Annotated in this window: 16 protein-coding genes and 2 pseudogenes; 14 read left to right on the forward strand and 4 right to left on the reverse strand. The window is 58.6% G+C overall.

What is annotated here, in order from left to right:
* The 5 genes and pseudogenes from GNZ13_RS30255 to GNZ13_RS30275 all read left to right on the forward strand — a co-directional run.
* Window positions 1-405, forward strand: a pseudogene (locus tag GNZ13_RS30255) (hypothetical protein); the annotation flags it as partial.
* Window positions 406-1,956: 1,551 nt separating this feature from the next.
* Window positions 1,957-2,160, forward strand: coding sequence for a cold-shock protein (locus GNZ13_RS30260; RefSeq protein WP_172171464.1), 204 nt, complete (start codon window positions 1,957-1,959; stop codon window positions 2,158-2,160).
* 1,550 nt (window positions 2,161-3,710) lie between these two features.
* Window positions 3,711-3,929: a hypothetical protein gene (locus tag GNZ13_RS30265; RefSeq protein WP_172171440.1), complete on the forward strand. Its 219-nt coding sequence runs from the start codon at window positions 3,711-3,713 to the stop codon at window positions 3,927-3,929.
* A 61-nt stretch (window positions 3,930-3,990) separates the two neighbouring features.
* Window positions 3,991-4,554: a phage integrase family protein gene (locus tag GNZ13_RS54395; protein WP_172171442.1), complete on the forward strand. Its 564-nt coding sequence runs from the start codon at window positions 3,991-3,993 to the stop codon at window positions 4,552-4,554.
* A 654-nt stretch (window positions 4,555-5,208) separates the two neighbouring features.
* Entirely contained in the window at window positions 5,209-5,397 is a 189-nt protein-coding gene (locus tag GNZ13_RS30275; protein ID WP_172171444.1) for a hypothetical protein, read from the forward strand.
* 1,436 nt (window positions 5,398-6,833) lie between these two features.
* On the opposite strand, the gene GNZ13_RS30280 is transcribed toward GNZ13_RS30275, so the two are convergent.
* Both GNZ13_RS30280 and GNZ13_RS30285 read right to left on the reverse strand, forming a co-directional pair.
* Entirely contained in the window at window positions 6,834-7,811 is a 978-nt protein-coding gene (locus GNZ13_RS30280; RefSeq protein ID WP_172171446.1) for a ParB/RepB/Spo0J family partition protein, read from the reverse strand.
* Window positions 7,808-9,016, reverse strand: coding sequence for a ParA family protein (locus GNZ13_RS30285; RefSeq protein WP_172171448.1), 1,209 nt, complete (start codon window positions 9,014-9,016; stop codon window positions 7,808-7,810). Before GNZ13_RS30285 ends, GNZ13_RS30280 begins: the two co-directional genes overlap by 4 nt.
* A gap of 1,132 nt (window positions 9,017-10,148) precedes the next feature.
* Here GNZ13_RS30285 and GNZ13_RS30290 point away from each other — a divergent pair.
* From GNZ13_RS30290 to GNZ13_RS30310, 6 genes and pseudogenes are all read left to right on the forward strand, one after another.
* Window positions 10,149-11,546, forward strand: a complete 1,398-nt coding sequence (locus GNZ13_RS30290) for a replication initiation protein (protein ID WP_172171450.1) — start codon at window positions 10,149-10,151, stop codon at window positions 11,544-11,546.
* A 41-nt stretch (window positions 11,547-11,587) separates the two neighbouring features.
* Window positions 11,588-11,806: pseudogene (locus tag GNZ13_RS54660) on the forward strand (transposase).
* A gap of 450 nt (window positions 11,807-12,256) precedes the next feature.
* Window positions 12,257-12,967, forward strand: coding sequence for a type IV secretion system protein (locus GNZ13_RS30295; protein ID WP_172171452.1), 711 nt, complete (start codon window positions 12,257-12,259; stop codon window positions 12,965-12,967).
* A gap of 5 nt (window positions 12,968-12,972) precedes the next feature.
* The gene (locus GNZ13_RS30300) at window positions 12,973-13,836 is read left to right on the forward strand and encodes a TrbG/VirB9 family P-type conjugative transfer protein (protein ID WP_172171454.1); all 864 of its coding nucleotides are present in this window, start codon (window positions 12,973-12,975) and stop codon (window positions 13,834-13,836) included.
* 2 nt (window positions 13,837-13,838) lie between these two features.
* Entirely contained in the window at window positions 13,839-15,089 is a 1,251-nt protein-coding gene (locus GNZ13_RS30305; protein ID WP_172171456.1) for a TrbI/VirB10 family protein, read from the forward strand.
* A complete protein-coding gene (locus tag GNZ13_RS30310; RefSeq protein WP_172171458.1) occupies window positions 15,082-15,900 on the forward strand; it encodes a transglycosylase SLT domain-containing protein in 819 nt (272 codons plus the stop codon). The genes GNZ13_RS30305 and GNZ13_RS30310 overlap by 8 nt, the downstream gene beginning before the upstream one ends.
* A 1,298-nt stretch (window positions 15,901-17,198) precedes the next feature.
* Here the strand turns inward: GNZ13_RS30310 and GNZ13_RS30315 are convergent.
* On the reverse strand, window positions 17,199-18,341 hold the full coding sequence (locus GNZ13_RS30315) for a hypothetical protein (protein ID WP_236002257.1): 1,143 nt from the start codon (window positions 18,339-18,341) through the stop codon (window positions 17,199-17,201).
* Window positions 18,342-19,620: 1,279 nt separating this feature from the next.
* On the opposite strand from GNZ13_RS30315, the gene GNZ13_RS30320 reads away from it, so the two are divergent.
* The gene (locus GNZ13_RS30320; RefSeq protein WP_172171460.1) at window positions 19,621-20,301 is read left to right on the forward strand and encodes a helix-turn-helix domain-containing protein; all 681 of its coding nucleotides are present in this window, start codon (window positions 19,621-19,623) and stop codon (window positions 20,299-20,301) included.
* Window positions 20,302-20,514: 213 nt separating this feature from the next.
* Here the strand turns inward: GNZ13_RS30320 and GNZ13_RS30330 are convergent, their stop codons facing one another.
* Complete coding sequence (locus tag GNZ13_RS30330; protein WP_172171461.1) at window positions 20,515-21,417, reverse strand: PD-(D/E)XK nuclease-like domain-containing protein; 903 nt, start codon at window positions 21,415-21,417, stop codon at window positions 20,515-20,517.
* A 377-nt stretch (window positions 21,418-21,794) separates the two neighbouring features.
* Here GNZ13_RS30330 and GNZ13_RS30335 point away from each other — a divergent pair, with 377 nt between their 5' ends.
* Together GNZ13_RS30335 and GNZ13_RS51685 are read left to right on the forward strand one after the other, a co-directional pair.
* A complete protein-coding gene (locus GNZ13_RS30335) occupies window positions 21,795-22,133 on the forward strand; it encodes a recombination directionality factor (protein WP_172171462.1) in 339 nt (112 codons plus the stop codon).
* Window positions 22,134-22,277: 144 nt separating this feature from the next.
* Window positions 22,278-22,464, forward strand: a 187-nt coding sequence (locus GNZ13_RS51685) for a DUF4277 domain-containing protein (RefSeq protein ID WP_216675078.1), incomplete at its 3' end; no start/stop codon positions are given.

Raw genomic sequence — 22,464 nt, forward strand, 5'->3', positions numbered from 1 at the left:
ACGAGGTTCTATCGGAACACCGACCCTATCGTCGATTGGCCGGATTGGGACGTTCAGCTCGCGAAGACCGGTTATACCGACGAGGCAGGACGCTGCATCGTGGTCGAAGCCAACATGCCGAATGGTCCGGTGATTATTGCGCTCCTCGGCGCGAGGTCTTCCCGGGCTCGTTCGGCGGACCTGGTCACGATTCGCCGTTGGCTGAACGGCGACGAAACGCCCGTCGTCATGCCGCCCATGTATTACGCGGGCGCGCAGCATCATCACCATCGAATGCTCACCCAATCGCATCGCGTCAAAGTGCGGCTCGCAGCGTATCGGGCAGGATCCGTTTCCAGTGCGCGGCGGCCGAATGTCGAGCACCATACTGGCAAGCGGTACCGCCGCGGGTCGTCAGGCGTCTAGTTCCAGTAAATGTCGCGCGCTGCGACTGTAACGATTTACGCGGCTTTCTGCCCGCTAATGGGTGTTCAGCGGCAGCACTTCCTTGAGCATGGCCGCGGCCTGCCGGTATGGCAAATGAGCTGCCCACTTCGCCTGGAGGTATTCCAGCTCCGGTGTGACGCGCCTGATTAGTTCTTTGGACAGGGGATGCACCACATACTGTGGCGTCCGCGCAGTCCGCTGGCAAGCACACGACCACAGCCGCGGACTCTCGACCGTCACTTTGCCGTAGACGGAGCGCAGCACCGTCGAGCGACTGTCCTGTGGCTTAAGGCCGCACCGCAGCGCCGACAATGGGTCTGGCCTGAGAGCCACTGCTTCACCTGTTTCGAAATGAACTCGGCCTGCACCTTTGCCAGCAGCGACCGCCCTTCCGCGAGAGTCAGGCCCAGATCGGCCAGAACTCCGTGGGCCAACCTTGCTTCGATGATCAACCGCATGGCTTGCTCCCACCGTTGCGAGACCGATCAGCCTACTCCAGACGAAACCGATGCCGCTACCGGACGCACAAGCGGCCCTCCTTGGGAGCCTCCCCAACTTTTGCACGCTCTCCGTCTGAGCGCCGGGCGCTCCCGATGGCGGCGCTAGGCACGGCAGAGACATCTCAGCATGTGACGTCCTCCCGGCAAATGCCGGGAGTCGATACAGACGGGAGCTCGGACTGGTTGTCGGCAGAGGCTGTTGCAAAGCTTCTCAACCTTTCGTCGGCACATGTGAGAAAGCTTGCGAAGGCTGGAGAGCTTGGTGAGGTCCACACGGACAGCAACGGAGCGACCAGGCTCGAGCGCACCGCCGTACTCGCTCGCTATGAAGAGATGAAGCGACGGCAGCAAACGGGACCGCAAAAGATGGTCGATGGCAGCGAGCGACATGGTTTCTAAGCCCTCGAGATAGAGGCACCGGCGCGTCGGCGAAAAAGTATTGACCACGGTCATCATCAAGGTTTTAAAGCGCGCCGAGGCTCCGACCTATCGTGACCTACCCGCTGCTCGCATCGCCGCCAATGTCGGGCGGGACTGCGGCTAGTATGCCTAACTAAACTAGGGGTCTAGGGAAGCGCGATTGACTTTGACCGGGATCTAGGAAAGTCACCCGGGTGGCGCCCGGAATGTGCACCTCAGGCGGGCCTTCCCCAAGCGACCTGACACCGAAGTCGTCACCGCAACGTAGCGAGCGCGGAAAAATCGGCACGCGCGAGTGCCGGCCAGGACAAATCCAACACGGGATTACCAACCGGCGGGAACGCAGTCCTGAATCATCGAGCGTGCTGGTAGCGCGTCTCTTCGTGTACCGCGATACTTTTTTACGAGATAAGGTGATGCAGCTCACATTTGAGACCGCCTCCCGAATTGCCCCGTACTGCGCAATCGGCTTCAACTTCGGTGTCGGAGTCTTGGATAGCGGTTTCAGCACTGCGGTTGAGCGCCGGGCAGTAACTTCCGCTGTTGCAGTATGTACAGGATTCAGGCGTACGGAATTCGGTGCGCTCTTTATACTTTGTTGGATTGAATGATTGAAACAGGCACAGTAAAGTGGTTTAACGACGCGAAAGGCTTCGGTTTTATCACGCCGGACGATGGCGGTGCGGACTTGTTCGCCCACTTCTCGGAAATCAGGGCAACGGGATTCAAGTCATTGCAGGAAAACCAGAAGGTCAGCTTCGACGTGAAGATGGGCCCGAAAGGCAAGCAGGCCACAAACATCACGCCGGTCTGAGAGAAAATCTGCATCACTGCAGCATGCGATGCCCGGTTCGCCGGGCATCGTCCATTTTCGATGACGCTCAGCCCGGACAGCATCGCTAGCTATCCTCACGTACTGTGTGTTCTGCCGCACACCAAGCAACAAGTTGACAATACCATTCGCCCCCGACGGAGTTCCATGCACCGGCAGGCTCAAAGGACCTACGAAAGAATCCTCAGATTGCGAATGCGACCGATCGACGGGGACCGCTCAAGGATCAGGTTTGTGACGAACTCGGGCAGCAATGCTCGGTCATTTTTCGTCGCGCGCACTGCTCAACTGGAGGCGAGCCAACCTGAGGCGTGACCACGGCGACGACACCGACGTGCGGCCGCGATGCATGACAGACAGTTAGTTGCGTTCCCTGCGCGCAGCATTCTGGTAGGGTCGTTAAGTCGACGGCCGCTTCCAGCCATTGCCCGCCGGGCGTACTCGCATGACCGGTCATGCGGGGCTCGCGCGGGGCCGTGCATCAAGGTCACCTGGCACGGCGCATCGGTGCTGAGGGACCGGTGAACATACGCGTAGATCGTCGTCACCAGTCTCCGCTACAGATTACGTACCATTCACTACATTTCCGTCATGTGCTTCCTCTGCCCGCGCGAGATGTCTGCAGGGCAGGCAAAACCCACGGGACCCGAAGCGCTTCTTCTTCCAATTCCCGTGAAACATTTCCTCCCGTCAGGCCTGTAACGCCCGCCAGTCAATGGGTTTTAGTCTTTTCGAATCTGCCCCTGATTGTTTCACGGCGAGGGCGAAATTGAGACATTACCGCCCGGTAATGTCAAACCCGTCCGGCAACCGAGATTTAGACTTTCATTTCCTCCGCGCACGAAGGGAAAGTCTTAACGTGGCCGTGTCGCAGCCTCGCCCGGTGGGCCGCACAAATTAGGGCCAGATAATTGGTTCTTTTCATTCCACGCTACCGTAATCGAGGGACTAAGAAAATCTTTCCCGCTGCAAACCTGAGGGTCACCCGGTTGCCCCAACGGGCAGGTTTAGATCACGCTGGTTTCTGCTGAGAGCCCCGGTGAGCACTCGACGTACGGGACCATCGTCTGGAGGACTTTCAGGAATCCGCGCGCGGCCACCGACCGGCAGATCGCATCCGCCTTCAAGGCCTTACTGTAGTTACGACCGGGTCTCAGGCTCTCATGGCGAGGCGACCTGCATTGACCGCTGGCGGGTCAGTCGCATGATCCGGCAGAACATAAAACGGCAACCTTCAACGACGGACAATCAAGGAAGCACATTCTGAGAAAGGATCATGGCCGCCACGCAATGGTGGCCTGTTGCGATCTCCCTCCTTGTGCTGGGGGCTGCCAGCAGTTTTTCGACCCTTTGGGGAAAGTCAGTATCTCAAGCCGTGGGCGATTGGAAAGCCCGCCGTCACGCTGTACCACATGCCGTTGAGGCCGTTCGTACGCCTCAGCCGGCTTTTGCCGCTTCCCAGTGACGGGTGGTGGCCTTGGCGAACTATCCTCAAACCGTCGCGCTTCTGTACCTGAAACGACTTCGCAGCTTTGCGCGAGTTCGTGCTGCGCGTGCCGGCGCCGACCATCGCGCGGCTTTGCTTCTCTGAAAACGAGGACGGCAACGATCTTACGCTGGGATGGGTTGATTCATACCTCCGCCGCATGCGGGCCGCCCTGATCGAACTGGCGATCGAGCAGGGCACGTCCGTTCTCGTTGACCACCTGAAGTCTTCGGCGAAGGCGCACGGGAGACGGCGATCAGCCTGAAAATGGTCGAACAGGCTACGGCGTTGGCCATTGCCCGGCCCGGGAGAATCACGCCGTCCGCATGTGGTTCCGCCCGCTGGTCTTAACACGGCTGAAGGCGGAGGGGATTTCGACGCTTGGCGAACTGGTCGCCTTTTACAACCGGCGCGGCGGTAGTTGGTGGCGCTCAGTGCCGCGTATTGGCGCTGGATGGGCCCAGCACATCGTCGCGCGGCTTAGGCAGCACGACGAGGCCATCGGAGTCGACGACGACGGTCTCGCCGACCCACTGGTCGCTTCCGAGGTCGTGCTGGTCGACGAAGCGCGCGGCACGCTGGCGCCTCTTGAGCGCATGGCGATTGGCAGCGCGCTTTCCGGAGCCGCTGTCGCGAACCGGTGCGCTGCGTTTGCGTTTATCAAGGCGAGGAACGATCTCGAGGCCGTACACGCTTACATCACCGCGTACCGTGAACAGCCGAAGACGTCGCTGCTTACACAAAAGAGCCGGAGCGCTTTCTCCTCCGGGCGGGCGCCGTTCGGGGTAAGCCGATGCGTTCATTGCCGGCCGACGACTGTGAAGCGAAGGATTCCCTCAAGCTGTCCTCCCGGTCTTTCGTTGGCCCACGTTCATTGGCCCACGGGCTGAGTGCACGTCAGCGCGCTGGCGACCTTTTGCAACCGATACCCTAACGCTCGAATCCCAACGATTTGCGACGCCAACGCTTCGCGCCGCGTTCGCGTGGCTCGTAAACGTCCGCTACCTCGCCGGCAATCTATGGAATGCGGTGATGGATCCAAGAGTTGTCTAGCGTGAAGACCTCATGAAAGTCGACCGCGCATTGCCGGACGGCCGGTGGGAACGAGTCCGGACCTTCATGGATCTCGAATGTGAGCCGGTGGCAGCGAAGCAACGGCGGGTAGCCCGCGCGCTAATGCCGCTTATGGGGGACTCGTGTCTGCGGCGAGAAGAAGCCGCGGGTGCGATACGCGGGAAACCTCAGGTTTCACCGCACTGCACGCGCATTTGATCCAATCTGGCCGTTGACCGGTGCCGGAAAGCGCAAAAAGGAGCGTACTGTCCCAGTGAGTCTGGCTACGGTGCAGGCGATCCAGGCGCACTGGCGGGGCCGGGAGCTCAATTTCATCCAAGCGCCCGCTGCGCCTCCTCCTCGCAATGGCTTTTTGTGCCCCGTACCAAAAAGGCAGACAAAAAGTATGTTGTCGAGGGCCGGGACGGAAATTCGACGCCCGGGTACGAAGAGGTGGCAACTTCGCCGTCGCAGCAGAGTAGAGCAAGGACTTGCGCCCTCGCTTTCCCGACGGCATTCACTTCTCTAGCGCGAGCTACAAGTGTTTCCAGCCCATGCTCGCGCACAGCGACGAGCCCGCATGCGGTGTGGTTGATTATCCCGACAACATCGAGCAACTGAAGTATCTAGGCGGGCAGTTCAGAAACGGCTACAGCCTCGCGGATTCGCGTGAAGCGTAGAGTGATGTTGAAGGCCTTGAGGTGGGCCGCCGCCTCCCGTAGCGAGTTCCACTGCTTGCCGTAGCCGGTCCGATGGAGAGTGGGAGGCGAAGGGGGTCGTCAACGACGCTATGTGTTGGCACCGTGTGGTGAGGACTCGTGTTTTATGGCCAAAGATTCAGTCGAAGTATCCAGAATCGGAAAGGACAATGAGTCCCGAAAGGACGCCGAAAAATGCGGCCTTTTCAGAAAGGTAACAACAGGCCTATTTCATCTTATCCGCAGCGAGAGTCAATACATCGGAGAACCACCCCTAGTGAGCGAAGCGCGACATATCCGTCGACGGCAGACCCATCGTTTGGACAAACCAATGCACTGCGACCAGCATGCGCACGGACATCTACAGGTCTGAATCTGGTAGACAAAAAACGCGACATGCCCAGTCCTCTAGGGCGAAGGATGTCAACCGCAGTTGAAGATTAGCCCGATTGAACCCGGGGATTTTGGGCCAGAAGGCTCGAACTTTGAGGCAGCCAATTCGGCCGCGTCAGCTACCGTCAGGTCTAAATCTAGGTATAGCTGATCCGGCGGTCGACTTGCTCACTTCCGGGGCACTTTTTTGGGCACATCTTGGCCCGATATGCGGCCAAGCAGCCTGCGCTGTCGCTTACCTGGCGAGTCCAATCGGCACTCGCGGCAGCAACCATCGTTGCTTGCTCCCTCCCAAAAGTATTCGGATCCGGGCGCTTCACCGACGGCGTACGACTGCGGAGGATTTACGGCTAGGCAGCCGCCCCCCGTCGCCTCGCGAGCAAGGCTCGACCGAAAAGTGTGCCTAGTAGCACACTCTTTCAACGCACCGTCGCTGAGTCACCCGGGGAGCTGCGGCTAACATCAGCCATACGGCCGCGGGAATTTACGGCTAGCCAAGCGACCCGGGTCGCCTCACAACGATGGTCTCCATCGAAGAGTGTGCCTAGTAGCACACTCTTTCACCGCATCGTCGCAAGGGTAACGCGGGGAGTTGCGGCTAACTTCAGCCATGCGGCCGCGGGGGTTTATGGCTAGCCAGCCGACCCGGGTCGCCTCGCAACCGGGACCCCCATCGAAGAGTGTGCCAAGTAGCACACTCTTTCGCCGCCCCGCCGCAGAGGCGGCGCGGGGAAACTGCGGCGTAACTCCAGCGGTGCGGACCCGGGGGATTTACGGCTAGTCAGCGGACTCGGGTCGAGTCGCCTCGCAAGCAGGGCTCGTCCGAAAAGTGTGCCTAGTAGCACACTCGCGTTCGCCACCATGCGCCTCCGGTGCACGCGGATTTGTGGCTGACCACTCGAGGATCCACGCGTTGAACGCGAATCCGCATCGCGTACACCGGCGGCTATATAGCATCCTGAATCTGGCAGGCGAAAAAAAGCCCGCATCGAGGCGGGCTCCAGACCTATCGGCGATGTCTTAACTCAAGAGGGGTCGCCGTTAAACAACTCGCTGATGACCTGGCGAATCCGGGTCTCCTGTGCGTCTGACAGGACGCCCGTTTTGATTTTTACGGTAAAGCTGTTCACGTCCTTGGTAATGCTGCCTGCGTGAGTATTTCCCGCAAAGAACTTTTCAATTGAACGCTCGCGAGCCGTCGTGCTAGACGCACGACGGCCGACCAGGGCAGCAATCGCCGGCGCGTACTTACCTTGATCAAGGTTTCCCGATACGACGTCCGGCCAAAGTTCGCGGGCAGCGGCTACAGCATTCTCACCATGCTTCTTGAGGACATTCGCAATCGCATCGGCGGCATTGCCACCAATAAGCGTCGGATTGATATCAAGGTCGCTCGTCATGAACGCGGGTAGGTTATCGAATGCGAGGTATCTGTACAGCCCTCGCCGGCTCATGCCGACAGCTTCGGCCAAGCGCGTGCGATTCGGAAATTCTTTTTCGGTACGGCGAATGGATATGGAAATCTCATAGTCGGCAAGGTCATCCCGGCCGATGTTTTCTACCAGAGCCAGCACGGCCATATCCTGGTCAGTGCAATCAACAACGAGGACTTTGATTTCCTCAAGTCCGACCAGCTTGTGTGCCCGCCAACGCCGCTCGCCCGCAACAATCTGATAGGCAGACTCCGCTCGGCGAACGACGATTGGTTGTAGCAGCCCGACCTCGCGGATCGACTCTGCGAGTTCAGATAGCTTCCCCTCGTTGAAAACCCTCCGGGGCTGCCACGGGTTCGGCACTATCTCTGACACAGGCAGCACTGATTGCGCGCCGCGCGTCTCCAACTCCTGAATCTTGATATTGGCCGCAGCCAAGGCGGCAGCCATCCCCGGCCCGGTCTTCGGTTTATCGTTTGTTTGCCTGGAGGCTGCGACTTCGTCCTTCGGGATATCTGAAGCAGCGCGCAGATTGGCTGTCTGCTCGGCCATTCGAGCACGGATATTCATTTGCCGAGCCTCCACTGTTCGACGTACATGTCGTCAATCCACTTGCAGTATTCCCTGAGCGGCTGCCGAACCCGCTCGACAGTTTTCGAACTCGCGTCCTTCTTGCTCAGGTCAAACACCGTCGACAATGCAAGCGCGCCGCTACTCATCGCCGAACTTGCCGGAATTTCGGTTGTCGTCAGCCAATCGCCGTATGCCCGTTGAGTCCATGGACGAACCACCGATGCCGACGAAGTCGGGCTGTTATCGACCTTTGAAAGGATGACCGAGATGAAGTCGTAGGCCTTGCTGGCCTCCTTCTCCATGAAGTTACGCGCGATGTCGGAGAACAGCCCCCAGAACGACACTGAACTGATGAAGTCGAGGCTTTCCGGAACCAGCGGCATGACCATCGAATCCGCAGCCATCAACGCATTGAGCGTCAGGTAGGACAATGAAGGCGCCGTATCGAGGATGATGTAGTCGTACTGATTGCGAAGCGACGCGATACCTTCCCGCAGGATTGCCCAGAATTGAAAGCTGGGCTTGGTCTTGAGCATCGACGGGATGTAGAACTCCGCACTGAACAAGGAGGGGTGTGCTGCGATGACGTCCAGACCGTCCCAGTACGTCTGCTTGATGAATGATGACAGTCCGCCTTCGATGGTCTGATCATAGATGAACGGCAAAACCGTCGAATCCTCATCAACCTCCTTCTCTGCATACAGCCCGCAAAGCTCGGAAAGTGATGCCTGCGGGTCCAGGTCAATGGCGAGAACCCTCCGACCGCGGAGCGACAGTCCCTGCGCAAGACACATTGATGTCGTCGTTTTGGTCGAACCGCCTTTGAAGTTGGCGACGAGGATGACCTTCCCGTCCGCACCGCGCGACCCGGTGACCAGCGGCGACTGGTATATTTCGGACAGTTGCTGCACGTAAGTCCGCGCCTCGGCCAGTGTGAATTGGCGGCTACGACCAGTACCCGATGCCTCACCCGCTGGCAACGTGCTCCCTTCCCTTGTGGCCTGGTAATGAATCTTCGTGCGGTCCAGTCCGCATAGCTCGGCGACCTCCGCCGTAGTGAATGATGGAGCCGATTTTCGCGGTTTCGGCGTCAGGATACTGTTACGCAAATCCTCCGTGAGCGTGTTAAGCGTCTCCGCGAAACCCGCAAGTTCACCCAAGGTCACTCTTCGCGTAATTGCCGGGAATTCTGCTTTGGACATGGTTTTTAAGGTTTAGCTCGAAATCGACACGAAGCGTAGAATACTAGAAAAATACAAAAAAGTGCCAGTAACTTAACCCCATTTCTTAGAAAGCAGAGTTAAGTGACTATTTTGCAACCAAAAATATCTTCGCATTTCATAATGTGGGAAAAATTCAATTCGATGACGCGCTAAACGCGTGTTTTTCTGAATACATTTTGAAAGGTCATGGTGAGGGAAATTGTTGAACCGGTGAAGACTCAGTCACGAAGGTGGGTGAGAAGTTTTGTTGAATACAGAACGAGAACAGGCGAGCGGTCCGATTCGAAACGATATGGGGCACGACTAGTCTTGCAGTGCATCAGAATCACTACGTAAAACAAGGCGCCTCACAATATTCCTCACCATCACTCGCCTTGCCGGCCCACCGCACAACTCAGCTCACCATGAATGAGCTGCGTCGACAGTGATCCAACAAAACTTCTCACCATGCGACCAGGAGAGCGCAACTCGGCAGCCCGCCACAATTCTCCTCACCATCGCGCCGGCAACGTCGGCCCGCCTGGATACACCCTAACTACCGAAGTCATAAGCTTTTCCCCGGGTCGGCCGAAGGTAGCGCTTGCTAACACAAATTTGCTCACCGTCGCCAACAAAAACCCTCACCACGTTCGCAGCTTCGGTCGCAGGAAACCCCCGCCACTTAAGACTTTGTCGGCATCGGGGGAAGGCTTCAACAATTCATCTCACCATCGTGCCGGCGGCAACAGGAAGTCTCACCCTGAACGGGCAAACACTTCACTCTCATAGCGGAATTTCATTCACCTTTGCCCTACAAAAGGGCTCACCTCTACAACAAAATCACTCACCTTTGTAGGGTTAACTCATTGTTTTTGCTAGAGTTTGATGGCTTCTGTACGTTGGTGGGTTTGTTATTTTTAAGACTTTTAAAACACAAAACCAACGCATCGAGGACGAACGACATAGCACCCTGCAGGCACCAAGGTGAGCCTAATTGTTGAGCTGTTCAGTTGCGAAGGTGGGTGAGCCTAATTGTTGAAACATCAATTTGATGGTGAGCCTTTTTGTTTTGACATCTCACCTACGCGTGTTAGAGTCTCCCGCGGCTAACAACCAAGAAAAGAGGGCCACGATGTCAAACGACGTATCGACACGCGCAACATCGCGCCAGATGTCGCTCGAATTGTTTGAGGAGATGTTGGCGACCGACACGCCGATCCATAAGTCAACCAAGGAAATCGGCTATCAGCGGAACAACGTTTTCGTTGATGTCACTGACGTCGGAGTCACAGCGCGTCGCCTGCTTGATGCAGCGCACTTCATCGTGGCGCAGGAGCCCACCACACCGAAATACTACGACGTCGAGCTGAGCTACTTCAGGTGGCTTATGCGTTACGACAGCTACAACTACAAGCATCTGAGAGCGGTCGTATCCGAAGCACAGAAGGCACTCATCCAAGTGTCCACGGCACCGCAGGGTAGCACCTCACCTGAAAACGAAAAATGGGTATCCGTGCAGCTGCTCGGCATTGTCGGTATCGACAAAGGACGCATAACGTTTGAAGTCCCGCAACCGCTCATTCGCCATATCAAGGACCCGGAAAAGTCGCATTGGTTGAGCCTCCGCATCACGTCGGCCTTCACCCTCACTTACGCACGAGCAATCTATGACCACGTCATTGCGTACGTGACGGACGGCATCACGGATTGGTTTGAAATCGATGTGGTCCGAAACTGGCCAGGCAAAGCGGGCTCCAGCGCAACAGTCTTCAAGTATTTCAAGCGGGACAGTCTTGAGCCCGCGGTAAAGCAAATCAACGAGGTCTCTGACATCGAGCTGAGCTACGAGACGCGCACCGAAAGCCCCAAGTCCAAGAAGATTGACCGGATACGCTTCAGGCTTTCCAGGAAGGAAGGGGCCGACACCGTCCGCGCGAGCTTGATTGGGTTGAAGGAAACCTACACCACGTTGAAAAACGAATTCGGCTTCACCGAAAAGCAGTTCAATGTCATCTCGCAGAACCGCGCCATCTGGTCCGATGAACGCATCCTTGATGCAATCGAATACACCCGGGTAAAGATTGATGACGCGAAGGTGACAAAGAGTCCTGCGGGCTATCTGATGAAGGCCATCACTGAGGGCTACAAGCTTTCAGAGGCTGAGCGCCGGATGAAAACGGTACTGGCCCAGAAAGCTACGGAAGAGCAGGCCGAGGTGACTGCCAGAGCCAGCACGAGGATCGCGGTTGAAGCGAACAGCGCAGCTCGTGAGGAAGAAGCCAAGCTGCGATTGGCCGACGAGGTCCGCGCTGGTCGCGAAGCTTTCGAACAGGCCGACGCACGGGCGAGGAAAGAGTTCATGCGCGCGTATATTGCGTCCCCTTCTGGCAAGCTGGCCATCAAGCGTCTCAAGTTCAACATAGCCACCATTGGCGAAGCAGACGTGCTCAACCACGCGGACCTTTCCTTCGCCTTCTACCACTTCGTGTACCTGCGCAACAAACCCAAGGCACCCCGAGCGCGCGCCTGACCGGCCGAAAACCAACGCGAGCGGGGTAGTTCACCAGAGGCCTGTTGTGCAGGTGGTCGCGGCGGGCATCGCCGATGCGGGCGGTGAACAGCCTGAAGGGCGGTTCGACTCGCGCGATTCGCAAAAAGAACTACCCGAGCATCTGGCGCAAGCTGTGGAGTGGTGCGCTTTGGTCGCCATCCTAATTTGCCAGTAGCTGCGGCGGGGCGCCCATTGCGGTGATACGGCAGTACATCGAACAGCAGCGGACGCTGCACTAAGGCCCTCGAAGGGCGAGTGTGGCCTCCGCGCAATCCTTCCCTCCCCCGAAATGAGAGGGTTGCCGCGCACTCGCTCACCTAATCCAGTCGACCAAGCGCAACGTGTTAATGCTGTTTTGGCGATGAGAGTTTATAAACGACTGTTTCATAAAGAGAATTCAAAGAGCACTGTTGTAGCCCATATTGGATAGGCCGAATTGGCTGCAGTAGGAAACGTTTGATCACTCTGCTGCCTAGCAGGGTATCGATGCAGCGAGGGATTGAAAGATGCCCAAAAATATACGCCTTTCTGCCGAAGTAGCATTAACGCGTTAATGCTACTTCGGGCTTTCATCGCTGATTTGTCGCAACGTCGGTGCTCTGACAAAAAGGCGCTTAAATCTCGGTGCCTTTCGTCGCAAACGCCGACTTAAAAATTGTTCCAATGGTAGCCATTCATCAAGGGTTGCCATGCGCATTTTCAGGAACAAGCGTCAGGCCGCGCTATCGACGGCCCCCGGCATGTATGCCGAGGAAGATCCGAGCACTGTGATCTTCGAAACAAGCACGAGGCTAAAGGTCGAGTCGAATCGCTGGATGCTCATTGCCTTTGCCCTCGCTGCCATTGCTGGCGGTGCTGTCTGGACCCGGCAGCCGCCCCCGTCGGTTATGCGCGTGGTCGGCGTTTCTGCTGACGTGAGCGGGCATCCCGTCGTGACGGAGCTCGTTTCGTACAGGCCCGACTCCCAGGCTACCCGGACGAGCATGAAGGATATGGTCGTTCGCTGGTTCACGATCGAGCCGGTCCTGACCGATAGCCTTCAAACCTCCCGCATGTCGGCCAACATCAATTCGGTGAAGGCACAGATGATCGGCGCCGCCTCGGACCAGTACAAAAGCTGGCTTAGAGACGACGCACCGTTTCAGGCGATTACCGCTAATCCGAAACTGATCCGGGAAGTGAACGTGCGCAACATCGCACTGCTCGAGGATCAGACCGTCCTCGTTGAATTCGCAACGACGACTTCACAGGCCGGTGCGACTGGCAAACCTGACGTCAAGTCGTATGCGCTGACGTTGCGCTATCAGATCGTCGCACCGACCGCGGATGCGGCCCTCACTGCCAATCCCTTCGGCATTTATGTCCCGTTCTTCCGCCTTGAGCGGACCGGTGGAGTTTGACCTCAATGATCCCGAAACACAAACCGCCGGCTCTCGGCATTTTCGTCGTGCTCGCGGCCATCGTATTCGCGACTCAGGTGGCGCACGCAAAACAGCCTTCGAATACTGCTGTGCTGAATACGGCGATGATCGCCGGCGACCCGATGAGCCCCCTCAATCCGTTTAACGGTGGCGCCGATCCGCTCACGATGCCCGGCGATGCCCGAATCGGCGTATTCCCCTACAGCCGCGACCAGATTTTTCGCGTGCTCACCGCGCCATTGAAACTCACCACGATTGAACTGGAGCCGGGCGAGAAGCTGATTGCGGACCCCGCGATGGGCGACAGCATCCAGTGGGAAATCGACGATGACAAGATGCATCACGTGTTCATCAAACCACACAAGGCGGATCTGGTGAACACGCTGCACCTGACGACCAATCGGCGCGAATACGATTTCACGCTGATCGCCTCGCCTGCTGGTGGCTTCTTCTACCAGACGGTCCGCTTCCAGTATCCGCGCGCACCGATGGTTCGCGCGAGCGTCCGTGACGAGGCTAATGGCACGGGCGAGCGTGGCGGCGATTCCGGCAGCATCAGCGTCGCGCCCGACAAGCTGAACTGGGACTACACGGTCGACGGCCGTGCGGAGTTCAGGCCCGAGGTGGTGTTCGATGACGGACATTCCGTCTGGATGCGCATGCCCGCCAAGGCACAGACCTGGCCCGTCCCGATGTACAAGGATCATGGCGACCGTGTCGTTGGCAACTTTATCCGCCGCGGCGACTTTCTGGTTTTCCAGCGTCTCGCTGACGAAATCGTCCTGGTGTCCGGCAAAGACGAAGTGACCGTGACGCGCGGTCGTCAGCGCGTGTTCGGGGTTTTCTGACCATGGCGAAGCAAACCGATCCGATCAAGCCAAACGCCGAGCAGCAGGCCCTCGTCAAGGGCAAGACGTCTCGTAACGCGATCCTGAGCATCGGGCTCCTGGCCGCTCTCGTGATTGGCGCGCTGGGTTTCTATTATGAGCTTAAGGCTAGCAACGAGTCGCAGGAAGAAGCGCGGCTGAAAAAAGCTGCCGCCCTGAAGAGCAGTGCCGAGGTGCCTGCGACGAAAAACTCGGACATTGACCAGCTCATCCGTCAGCAGCAGGAGGCCGCCGCCTCAGAAGCAGCAGCGCGTGCAGCGTCAGACGCTGCAACGGCTGCTCGTCCAACTGTTAAACCGGCATTGACGGGTAACGACTTCCAGAACGAAGTTTCCAGGGAGGGCGGCGACACGCGGGAACTCTCCGAGAAGAATAACAAAGACACAATCTACACCTCGTCTGTTTTCAAACAGTCCGGCGCGTCCAGAAACGCGAATCAGCAAACCTCGGCGCTTCCGCCGGGCGTCCCTTCGTTGGACGACTTCCGGGCCGCGCGAGCGGCTGCGACCACGAACCCCACCGAGGCTATGGCGCTCGCGCTTGCCAAGCAAGGCCAGGCTCCCGAAGACCGGGATCGCGCGTTCCTGAAAGATGCGGCGGGGCAGGGCGGCATCGAACAGACGACCTTCAATGGCCGGTCGCGCGGCTGCACGCTGACGCCTCCGCACAACATCCACGTGAAAACTGTTGAAGGGCTCAACTCGGACAAGCCCGGTCGCGTGGCGCTGATGGTTGACGAAGACGTCCACGACAGCTTGCAAGGCGACTGCCTGATGATCCCGAAAGGTTCGTTCATCAACGGCGCATACAGTGCCGACATCAAGGTCGGGCAGGAGCGTCTGCTCGTCGCGTCGACCAGCCTGCGCCTTCCGAACGGCAAGAGCGTTCCGATGAACGGCATGCAGGGCGCGGACCAGAACGGCTATGCGGGGTTTTCTGGTGACGTGAACAACCATTTCCTCGCGATTTTCGGTGCCGGATTTATTACCGCGGTGCTACTGAAGACGTTCGACAACAACGCGACTACTGCGACAACGGCCAGCCCAACCGGCGTGACGACCTACGGGAGCACCGCCGGGCAGGTTGCCGCGACCACCGCGCAATCGGTGCTTCAACGGAACCAGAACATCCCGCCAACGATCACGGTACCACCGGGCCAGAAGTTCCTCGTTCAGGTGACGCAGGACATCGTCATGGAGCCGTACCATGACTAGGCTTGCCGTCGCAGCGTTGGTGCTCGTCGCCGCGTGTTCGAGTTCCAATGCAGCGGTCATCGACACCGTCATAAGTCCCACGCAATTTGTCGTGGAGGACAACGGACAGCGCTCCGTCGTCGAGCTGCCCGGAACGCCCGTGTATGCGTGTGGTTTGAAGCCGTTCCTGGCGTGGGCCAAACGTTTGCAAGGGCAGAACATCGAGTCCGGCAGGGAAGGGGTCGCATCCGTAACCATCGACGGCGCGCCTCAAAGTGTCGAGAACCTGCTGGTACGAAGCGGATGGTTGCGACCCGCAGTCCTGAACGATGACGCACAGGCAGCGCTGACCGAGCGCCGCGGAGGCTGGGCTTGCGCATCGGCGCAAGCGCCCTTCGACACAATGCGTACGAGTGTCGACGCGAAAATCCTCGCTGGCATCGCGCTCAATGAATCCGCATACAACGGTCGCGCGTGGCCGTGGACGCTGAACGTCGCGGGGCGTGGCTTCTTCTTCAGATCACGCGAGGACGCGTACAAGGCGGTCCGCTTCCTCATCTCGAATGGTCGTTGCGATTTCGACGTCGGTCTGATGCAGATAAATTGGCGCTATCACGCGAAGCGTTTTGCATCGCCATGGGATGCGCTTGCGCCTGCGACCAACATTCACGTCGCAGAAGACATTCTCAATGAGAACTTCCGCAAGACGAATTCAGCCGTCAAGGCCGTCGCGTACTACCACAGCGCGAATCCCCAGCCAGGCCGCGAGTATCTCGCGCGCTTTATCCAGCATCTCTCACAACTGCCACTCGATCTCGACGATGAGTGGTGAAGGTGTGATATTCACGCCTGCGTCGACATGAGCACGATAGGGGAGCACAAGCGCGAGTCCATGCGGCGCGCAGCATGGCTAGTGTAGACGAATGACAAGCCGTTCCAGACGATAAGCCGTGGGGCGCTGTCGCGTTGTGTTGGGAAGTTCTATTGGCTAACAAACGCAACTAACGGTCTGGAATGATTCTATCCAACCCGACCGCTGCTACGCAGCGGCAACTCTGCTCTCAAAGGGCCCGGCGGAGTTGGCCGCTGCAGAGCAGGTCGGCACGGAACCTCCATGCCGCGGCGCGGAATCGAAAGCGGGGTTGAACTGCCCCGAGCGTCGCGCCGTGCCGTTTAAGCCGCCGCACACCCGGCAACGCGAATTAGCACGCTTGACCGGACAACATTCGGAATGCTGACGCTATCCGGCGGAGCCCGTGGTAGTAAATCGCCGGGTGAATGACTTCGCAATTTCGCGAATCAGGCGCGCGTGGGCGACCGCCGTGACGGCAACGAGTCGCAGCGTGCCGGTCACGGCACTGCAACGATCCGGCAGGCAATGTAGGAGAGTTGTGTGGCCGAAAGCGAGTTCGTCGACGCGTCAGTGCATCGCGTTCTGCGCCCAGCACGCAATCTTTTCCGCGTCCATCGACTCACGTTCTTCACGCGAGTCAAATTCCACGATATAGTCGAAGACCGCGCCGACCTCGCCACGCGGGAAAAGGCGTTGAAAAAATGTTCCTGAAGGAAGTGACCGTAGGGCCACCGGGCGCGAAGATAAGGCCGATTGCTTTCATATGCTGTCGCGGTGGAATCCATCCGCGGGAACTTCCTATATGGCGCTCCTGAACACATCAGGGTCAAGGCGGCGCGCAGCAGCTAAGTATCAGCCGGCGAATCCTGTTGCTTGCGAGGTTCACGATATCCCGCGGTTCCGGGCGGCATGCGAAACCCCGGATCGCCCGCGACTAGTCCAGTCAGGCTGCTCCGGTCATGCAGGATGAATCCGACCGGCACGCCAAACATGGCGAGCCTCCGGCGCAGCCAAATCCGTTGCTGCACGCCCGGGAAATGGGCGATCTCCTCAACCCATTCCGGAAGATTCACGTCTACCTGTCCCATGTTAGGTTGACGATGGCCACGTGCGCTCGAATACGACATTCCGGTCGATCAACACGTCGAAAACTTCCTGCCAGGAAGTTTTGTGCCGGGAGGGCGCGGTTCATAGAAAGCGTTTTGCGAATGAAAATCCCCGCGGGAAACCGGGGGACTGGAAGTTACAGCCAGATGCTACGGTCGTGTGCTGGCTGCTTACGACCCCGCGCCGACTACCGGCACCGTCTGCGGCACGTAACCCGCCGAGGCGACCAGTTGCGCGCTGCGGTGGTTGGTCGACACCAGCGCGTTGATCTTGGACACGTAGCTGCCATAGGTCGTGCAGGCACCACCCGACGTGAACATGTTGGGCTCGCCCGATGTCAAGGGCCAGCGGATGAAATACGGCGTGTCGTTCCCGCTCGCGCAGTCCGCGTGGGCATATTCCCACGTCATGAACCGGAACATTTCCCCCGACGGCAACACTGCGTTTGCAGCGTAGATGTCGGCAAGCGTGTAGGGCGCAGCCGTGTTGAACGTCCCGCTTTGCCACTGCCCCACGTAGATAGCCGAGCCGTTCGGCATCGTCGCAGACGGCGAACCGGTCAGTTGGCTTTCAGATAGAACGCTTTCGGCTACTGACGACGGCAGGTCGTACTCGACGCCGAAGGCTTCGATCTGGTTCAGCGCGTCGGCGTACGCGTTCAGTGTGTCTGATGACGAACCCGGCACAAGCGCCAGATAATCGACGCCCGGCGTACCCGTATCCTGCGCAAGGATCGCATCATTACCGCCGATCATCGACAGCACCATCGAGGCTCCTAACGTATATCCGTTTGCAAGCGAAACACCTGTTGATACCAGGTAGACCATGCGTTGCGACGCAACGTACGTCACTGGCGTGATCACGAAATTGTTGAACGCAGTCGTCACGTATGGGGTCACGAGTTCGAGGGAGTTGTTGGTTTGCATGGTGGAGTCAGCCGTCGAGGTGTAGGTGCCGCCCGTTGTCACGAACCGCACGTAGCTCGCTGTGGCATACGGCGCCCGCGCGAGCGTCATGTTGAACGTGCCGCCCGAGCCAGTCGTCGCCGTCCCGATGAGCGTGCCGTTCGAACCATCCGGGTTCACGATGTAGGCTTTCACCGTCGTGCCGACCGTCGCAGCGCTGTTGAAAACCGCGCCCGTGACCGTGGTAGTGGAGGTGCCGGGCGCCTGCTGGTTGGTGTACGGATTGGTCGGTACTGCCTGCGAGGACGTCGTGCTCGTGCTACTCGCTCCGCTTGCCGCGTCTGGGGCACCGGTGCCACCGCCGCCGCCACACGCGGTCAACAGGATCGATATCATCAACGATGTCAAGGTCAATTTTTCATTAATTCTCCGGGTTAGGTGCAACTGAGTTCAGTATCCCAACTCGGCCCTCCGTTTCTAGTCCCCGCAAACAGGCGTCGCGCATCAAAAAACCGGAATTCACGCTCGGCCTGTCTCTCCCGGCCCGTGCCCTCCCGGATTCCTTCCGGCGCTGCCGTCCCGACCGGAAGCCACTCGTCTTCAGTGCAATAAGTGACGGTGCGCAAAGCAGGTAAGGACGCAGGGGGCGAAAGCGAACCGCTGATTCGGTTGACACTGCTGTTCGCTCCTTTGCGGCGTATGGTGAACTTCCCGTTGACGGAGGTGCGCGACGCAAAGCTGGCAGACGACTTACCTGGGCATGCGGGAGCTGCCGCGCGAGATCAGCACCTTCGCATGGCAGGCCTTCCTTACACCCAGCCTGGCCGAGTTCCTTGAACCGCTTGTTGGCGCGCCTACGCTCCAGCGTGAAAGCGGCGGCAGAGGCTGCCAGGTCAGGCGTGCTGCACCCCTATCTCCAGCGCCTTGTGAAAAACACGACACAACACCCTGCACGAGGCGAATCTGCGCCATGGATATCGAAGCTCCTTCGTCGGACAACCGAGGCCACGGAGGTAACCATCTTTATCGCGTCCAGAGGTGGTCTTGAAATTTTCCATTGCGGAGTCGTTGCCCAACGCGGGATTCAGGTAATCAAGACTACTGCCGACTGCACTGTTGAGGTCTCGATACTCATTCGAATCGTGCGTCTTTTTGGCGGTTAGAACAAAAAGAGCTCATCCCTCGAGGTCTTGCGAATCTTTCGATCGTCCGAAATCCGTGGTGCCGCAAAATCCCTTCAGAGCGCCCGGTAGAGCGGGACGCAGAGTACGAACGGTTACCTCGCCCTCCGCTTTGTAATCTGTTGCGCTCTGAGAGCCGGGCGCATGGAAGCCATAAGTTACCTTCCGACCCACAGAGCGGTGCGCAGCACAGGATGGCTACCCGGTTGGGCAGCTGGTATATGCCTGCCATGGCCTACTGCCTACCTGGCGAGGCCGGGCTTCAATACCCTACGCGGTGGCGAAGTTGGATGCGACATCGCGGGACAGTGCCGCCGACCGTGCACGAATTGACTCGATCCTGCTTGTCTCCGGAAACGCCTCATGCCGGAAGCAGGTCAGATCGGGTTGCTCTGGATGGAAAGTGTCGCTTGACGACGATCTGACGGAAGTGAATCCCCCGGATTGCCCCGTATTCTGCCTGCGGCATAATACGAAGCTAAAAACTCACTTTTTGGGTTCACCACATGAAAAAGAGCGGCATTGACGCCGTCCGGCAGACCTTTGGCAGGCGTCTCCAAATGGTTCTCGATGCGAGAGGCCTGCCGACTAAGGGATTCACCCGAAGCAGGTTCATCGCCGAGCTAGTCGGGGTGACATCGCCAACTGCCTACAAATATCTCTCGGGCGTCTTCGTGCCTAACTACGACATCCTGAAGGACCTGGCCAGGCGACTCAACGTCACGCCTGACTTCCTTATGGGCGTCACCGGGACAAATACCTACCTTCTATACGATCCCCAGGGAACGAACCCGGTTCATATGTCCTTACCCGAGCGGATCAAGGAATTCTCGACAGTCGGGTGGGTGGGTCTCTACTCCTACTGGCGGGTTTCAGCGGACGAAGCCGACGAGCTCGTGAAGGCTGGCGACATCATCGTCTACACCACGCAGAACGTGACCTTCGAGGGCGGCCGGCACTATGTCGTCCGCTACAACGGCCTCATGTACCTTGCGAAAATCAAAGTACTTGCCGAGGAAGAGCCAGGTTCACCGCGTTGGCAATTCGCCTTCGAAGATGAGAGCGTAATCGATGTCGCCCAGTCAGATATAGGGTTTGGTTACGCGAGCTCCCAGGAGCCCGACAGTCTTCATGTCATCGGGACGCCGGTGTATCGATTCCCTGCGGGGCATGCCTTGCCTGGGTAAAGTGGGAATAAGCGGTGGTCAGGTTTCCGTCGTCAACTCAATGCATCTGGTCAGACGGGCCGCTGACATTCGGGTCCCGGACATACCTGCCGATTGTTCGGCCCGGCCTGGTGTGTACCATCGGCGCCGTAGCGTCGGCTACCACGCCACCAGGCAATTCGTGTACGTCGACAGCGGACGACTGCGGACATGGGCCGGTCAGCCCGCAGGCACTCAGTCGCCCAGGATGAGATGGTTTGACCTGTACTCGTGCCAGCGGTCGACCTCGAGCACGTACTCGCCCGCGTATCCCTGCCACGCATCGTGCTCGCGGGCATGCTTGAGTCGATTCAGAGCATCCTCGAATTTTTGAGCCCCGTTGTCGAGAAGCGAATCGCCGGCCGTATAAACCATTACGCTGTACGGTGCCTCCTTTTCGACCGCCACGAAGATGAACGGTCGTTCTTCCCCGGTGAAGTACTGGACGCCCGTCTGGTACATGAATGCGGACAGATCGTAGTTATAGCTCTGCACAGACGAGTTGAACGGCCTGGGCAGTACGTCAGATGTCGATTTGAGGTCGAAGATGAACTTCGGGTGAAGCGCATCGACCTTGATACGACACTGGACGCCCGTTACCCGCTCGACGAAATAGAACGCCTTTTCCGCTTCGGCCTCATCAAACCAGTCACCCAGCGGGCGGCCGCGAAAACGATGTGCGCGGACGGCGTTGCGCACGGACAGAATCGCGTCGTGCCTCTCCTGGCCAATGACGATGTGATTCGGGTGCCCGGCGATGAAGCGTCTGCATTCCCGGAAGCGGGGATTGAATTCGCCATCGAAGGGCAGAACGAGATCCTCGAAACGCCACGGCTCAAGCACGGCCATGTGCATCAGCCGGCCGAACCCGAGCGCGTGTGTATCCTTGCGCGCTCCCTGCACGGTCGCGAGAAAGTGCCGCGGACTTCTCAGGATGGACTTGAGCTGGGTGGATGAAACGTATTCGGTGTTGCCGTGGTATTCGTCGTCGGTCACTGGCATCGTGAAGCTGGCCGGATCCCGCCCGAAGGTGATTTTCTTCTGGCCGTGCCACATCGTCCTGCCGGCGAGTTCCGCCGTGGTCGAAACTGCGTTCATGCCATACCCCTTGTCTGTGAGGAGAGCGTAGCGGGGGACGGCACGGATTCAAGTCCCCGCGCGATGACGACCTGTCGTTTCGTAGGGACCAGACGTCGGACGGCAGTCGCGTATCGATGCGCGACGGATGCCGATCAGCGCCGGCACGCGAAGCATGACTGAACGTGTGGCCGGAGAGATCGATGAGGTCACCGTTCCGACACTGGGACAAGCGTACCGCGTGCATCTGCACGACGGATCGCGCGACTCGACGAGAACATCCGCTTCCTGACAGGAAAACCGGCGGTCTGGCGCAGGAAACGCCAGCACTGAACGATGGGGCTAGAAACCGGACGACGATCTGCTGAAATGACCTCCACCCGCTAATGGAGGAAGCAATGGTAACTGGCCTCGAATTCGACACCCCTGTTCTCGGCACGGTTCGCATGGGCGACGTTCGCACGGGCGAAGCCGGTGCGCCCGACGAACTTCTGCATTTCGACTACTTCGAAGTGCATAACCGACGGAAAAACCCCGACGGCACGTGGGCGAAGCACCTGCTGCACGACCAGCTCCTGGAGAAGCTCGCGGAGGCCAGGCTCGGGGAGAAGGGCAAGGGACAGGAAGCGATCAGGCTTCGTGAGATCCCGATCCAGTTGCCGTACAACAATCCGGAACTGCTTCTCACGCAGCAGCTCGACTTACATTCCGCAGGTCGCGGACACAATTTGGCGTGAATTTCGTTGCCAGTCTGGCGGGCGAAATGCGCCTCCGGCCCGCCGCGTAGCATGAGCAACTGACGCTGCAAATCCGCCCGTGGTGTGTGATGGTATCAAATCCCGCATTGAAATTTAGTAGTCCTATGCTAAGATAGTGCCAGAATGTCCGGCCCGCAAGAACTTTCTCCGCCCAAGGCTCGCTTCTCCCTGCACAGCGAGCGGCTGGGACCTTTACCCCTCGTCAACCACTTCATTGAGCGCATTGGCCTGGAGGCCTTGCTCGATCGCCACGTTCCCTCAGACGCGCGCTGTGCGGTGCCTCACGCCCGGGCCCTCGGCGTGCTGCTGC

This window comes from Paraburkholderia elongata (assembly GCF_013177735.1).
GTDB lineage: Bacteria > Pseudomonadota > Gammaproteobacteria > Burkholderiales > Burkholderiaceae > Paraburkholderia > Paraburkholderia elongata.

What these genes read in the sequence shown, in the direction of transcription:
- GNZ13_RS54395 (WP_172171442.1), top strand. Translation starts at nt 3,991, where the DNA reads ATGTGGTTCCGCCCGCTGGTCTTAACACGGCTGAAGGCGGAGGGGATT.
- GNZ13_RS30280 (WP_172171446.1), bottom strand. Translation starts at nt 7,811, where the DNA reads ATGAATATCCGTGCTCGAATGGCCGAGCAGACAGCCAATCTGCGCGCT.
- GNZ13_RS30285 (WP_172171448.1), bottom strand. Translation starts at nt 9,016, where the DNA reads ATGTCCAAAGCAGAATTCCCGGCAATTACGCGAAGAGTGACCTTGGGT.
- GNZ13_RS30290 (WP_172171450.1), top strand. Translation starts at nt 10,149, where the DNA reads ATGTCAAACGACGTATCGACACGCGCAACATCGCGCCAGATGTCGCTC.
- GNZ13_RS30295 (WP_172171452.1), top strand. Translation starts at nt 12,257, where the DNA reads ATGCGCATTTTCAGGAACAAGCGTCAGGCCGCGCTATCGACGGCCCCC.
- GNZ13_RS30300 (WP_172171454.1), top strand. Translation starts at nt 12,973, where the DNA reads ATGATCCCGAAACACAAACCGCCGGCTCTCGGCATTTTCGTCGTGCTC.
- GNZ13_RS30305 (WP_172171456.1), top strand. Translation starts at nt 13,839, where the DNA reads ATGGCGAAGCAAACCGATCCGATCAAGCCAAACGCCGAGCAGCAGGCC.
- GNZ13_RS30310 (WP_172171458.1), top strand. Translation starts at nt 15,082, where the DNA reads ATGACTAGGCTTGCCGTCGCAGCGTTGGTGCTCGTCGCCGCGTGTTCG.
- GNZ13_RS30320 (WP_172171460.1), top strand. Translation starts at nt 19,621, where the DNA reads ATGAAAAAGAGCGGCATTGACGCCGTCCGGCAGACCTTTGGCAGGCGT.
- GNZ13_RS30330 (WP_172171461.1), bottom strand. Translation starts at nt 21,417, where the DNA reads ATGAACGCAGTTTCGACCACGGCGGAACTCGCCGGCAGGACGATGTGG.
- GNZ13_RS30335 (WP_172171462.1), top strand. Translation starts at nt 21,795, where the DNA reads ATGGTAACTGGCCTCGAATTCGACACCCCTGTTCTCGGCACGGTTCGC.